Source organism: Vibrio sp. V43_P6S15P86, assembly GCF_009904725.1.
Classification (GTDB): Bacteria; Pseudomonadota; Gammaproteobacteria; order Enterobacterales; family Vibrionaceae; genus Vibrio; species Vibrio diabolicus.
The window spans coordinates 1-3,216 of record NZ_WXWT01000387.1 but is presented as its reverse complement, the minus strand read 5'-3'; the positions used below and the strand labels follow the sequence as shown (position 1 = coordinate 3,216).

Sequence of the window (3,216 nt, the reverse complement as noted above, 5' to 3'; positions counted from 1 at the left end):
TAATGATTTTAATATTATATTAGCCAAGCTAATTTAAGGGTTGGTGTTTTATCAGGAGAGGAAGAGTAGGATGAGAGGGTTGGACTATAAATGGATTGAGGCATTAGATGCCGTGGTTTATCAGGGGAGCTTTGAGCGTGCAGCCGAACATTTATTTGTCTCGCAATCAGCGATTTCTCAACGTATTAAACAATTAGAGAAGTTTCTCGCACAACCCGTTTTGGTTCGTAGTCAACCACCCAAGCCAACCCTGATTGGTAAAAAGTTATTAGGCCTTTATCGTCGAGTGCGCTTACTCGAGCATGAAATTCTGCCCGAAATCAAGAATGATACCAGTACTCGGCCTGTACAACTCTCTTTGGCGACCAATGCTGATAGCCTTGCTACTTGGCTACTGCCTGCACTGCAAGATGTCATGAAGCAGCGTCAAGTTGAACTCAAACTCACTATCTATGGTGAATCTCGTTCCATCGAAAAGCTAAAAAGTGGCGAAGTGACGGGGGCGATCAGCTTAGAATCCCAGCCGATACCTGGCTGTAGAGCGGATTACTTGGGACGTGTTGATTACGTTTGTGTCGCGAGCCCGGAGTTTTATCAGCGTTACTTTGCTCAAGGCGTTAATAACCAGACTTTGGCCAAGGCGCCGGCCGTTTCGTATGATCAATATGATGACCTACATAAAACCTTTCTTACCGAGCATTTCAATGTCAGCCCTGATAGTGTCATTCACCATAACATCAGCAGCTCTGAAGCGTTTCTAAAAGTGGCGTTAGCTGGTGTAGCCTATTGCTTAATCCCTCGTTTGCAAATTACCGACGAGCTAGAGCGTGGCGCGTTGGTTGATGTTACTCCCGGTTTTTTAATGTCCCATCGGATTTATTGGCATCATTGGCAACTGGAAACGGGGGTTCTACAAGAAATCTCACACGCGATAGTCGGGTATGCTCAGCGACACTTACCTCAATAAGTTCATTGTCGCATCGATGGGTTCATTGCCGACAGAGTGTTTCGTTGAAAAATTACGCCAATGTTACATAGTCAAAGTTGTGTTAGAAGTCATTCTGAGTGCTTGGATAATCGACAGAAGTTTCTATTATGAAACCATACACTTTCTCAGTAGTGATAGTTTTGTGTGAATCTTGAGCCTTTCTGCTGAGAGTAAGTACTTTATTTTTGTATGGATGGATTTATTGAATGAGAATGTATTCATTTTTGCTGGCTTCTGCACTCAGCCTTACTAGTGCTTCAGTGTTGGCGAACTCGCCTGAATTTGCTCACGTAACGACGACGGGTTATGGTGAAGTTATTGCTACACCAGATATGGCGACGTTTTCTGTGAAAGTGGTAGATACGACAATGACTGCTGAACAGGCCAAGCAGTCAGTTGACAAAACCGTTGAGCAATTTCTGAAAAATCTGTCCGATGCTGGCTTATCAAAAGACAATGTTACCAGCTCGAATTTATACCTTGCGCCTCAATACCACTACCCTAAATCTGGTAAAGCAGAGCTCGTTGGTTATCGCGCTTCTCGTAGCATTGATGTGACGGTTACGGATCTAAAAAACCTAAACCAGTACCTAGATATGGCGTTAGAAGCAGGGATTAATCAGGTTGATAATATTCAACTTAAGGTAAGCAACCAGGATGAGTATCAGCAAAAGGCACGCATGGCGGCTATCCAAGATGCGCGAGAAAAAGCAGCGTCACTGGCTACTGGCTTTGAGAAAAAATTGGGTGATGTCTGGCAGATCAATTACAGACAGATGCACGTTCAGCCAGTTCTAATGCGCTCGATGGCGATGGACAGTAAAGAAGGGGCAAACAGCTACCAGGATTCTACCATGATTATTCGCGATCAAGTTGACGTGATTTACAAGCTGAAGTAATACTGGGTGCAAAAAGAAAAGGCAGGATATTCCCTGCCTTTGTTATTTCTGCTTCACAAATTAGTGAAGGATACGAGCACGGATTGTGCCTTCAATGCTTTTCAGTTTCGCTAGTGCTTCTTCTGAGCGCTCGGTTTCAACATCGATCACCACGTAGCCGATTTCAGCGGCTGTTTGTAGGTACTGTGCGGCAATGTTAATGCCGTCTTCCGCGAAGATGGTGTTGATCTGAGTAAGAATACCAGGACGGTTTTTATGGATGTGAAGCAAGCGAGAGGATTCACCACCGTGTTCTGGCAGTGACACCTCTGGGAAGTTTACGCTTGAAAGCGTAGAGCCGTTGTCAGAGTACTTCGCCAGTTTTCCTGCGACCTCAACACCGATGTTCTCTTGTGCTTCTTGCGTTGAACCACCAACGTGTGGAGTGAGAATGACATTATCGAACTTCTGCAAAGGAGATTCGAACGGGTCGGCATTCGTTTTCGGTTCTGTTGGGAATACATCAATCGCAGCGCCCGCAATATGACCTGCTTCTAAACTATGGCAAAGCGCTGGAATATCCACGACAGTGCCGCGTGCTGCATTAATAAAGATTGAGCCTGGCTTCATGCGAGCAAACTCAGCTTCACCCATCATATTTTTTGTTTCTGGCGTTTCAGGAACGTGCAGAGAAATTACGTCACACTTGTTTAGTAGTTCACTCATGGTATGTACTTGCGTCGCATTACCAAGGGACAGCTTGTTTTCGATGTCGTAGTAGTAAACGCGCATACCTAAGTTTTCAGCAATAATACCTAGCTGCGTACCAATGTGGCCGTATCCGATAATGCCAAGACGTTTGCCACGTGCTTCGTAAGAGTTGTCAGCACTTTTCTTCCAAATACCGCGATGTGCAAGCGCATTCTTTTCAGGAATGCCACGCAGAAGTAGTAGGATTTGACCAAGTACCAGCTCAGCCACACTGCGTGTGTTAGAGAACGGTGCATTAAACACAGGAATGCCGCGTTTTGCTGCTGCGTCTAGGTTTACTTGGTTAGTACCGATACAAAAACAGCCAATTGCAACCAGTTTATTCGCCGCATTGATTACCTCTTCGGATAGGTTCGTACGGGAGCGAATACCGATGAAGTGCACGTCTTTAACCGCTTCAATCAATTCTTCTTCCGGAAGGGAACCTTTATGGTACTCAATGTTGGTATAACCAGCTGCTTGAAGAACTTCAACTGAAGAAGGGTGGAGTCCCTCTAACAAGAGGATCTTAATCTTTTCTTTTTCCAGTGAAACTTTGGCCATTTTTCTCGTCCTTAAAATGGAAAGGTGGGCTAATGT

3 protein-coding genes are annotated in these 3,216 nt (G+C 44.9%); 2 read left to right on the top strand and 1 reads right to left on the bottom strand.

All coding sequences use genetic code 11. The features are described 5' to 3' along the window. Nucleotides 1–70: 70 nt before the first annotated feature. The gene (locus CAG69_RS17590) at nt 71–967 is read left to right on the top strand and encodes a LysR family transcriptional regulator ArgP (RefSeq protein ID WP_161445414.1); all 897 of its coding nucleotides are present in this window, start codon (nt 71–73) and stop codon (nt 965–967) included. A 227-nt stretch (nt 968–1,194) separates the two neighbouring features. Beyond that, the gene (locus tag CAG69_RS17585; protein WP_161445411.1) at nt 1,195–1,887 is read left to right on the top strand and encodes an oxidative stress defense protein; all 693 of its coding nucleotides are present in this window, start codon (nt 1,195–1,197) and stop codon (nt 1,885–1,887) included. A 60-nt stretch (nt 1,888–1,947) separates the two neighbouring features. Here the strand turns inward: CAG69_RS17585 and serA are convergent, their stop codons facing one another. Then, entirely contained in the window at nt 1,948–3,180 is a 1,233-nt protein-coding gene (gene serA, locus CAG69_RS17580) for a phosphoglycerate dehydrogenase (protein ID WP_161445409.1), read from the bottom strand. Nucleotides 3,181–3,216: the final 36 nt, after the last annotated feature.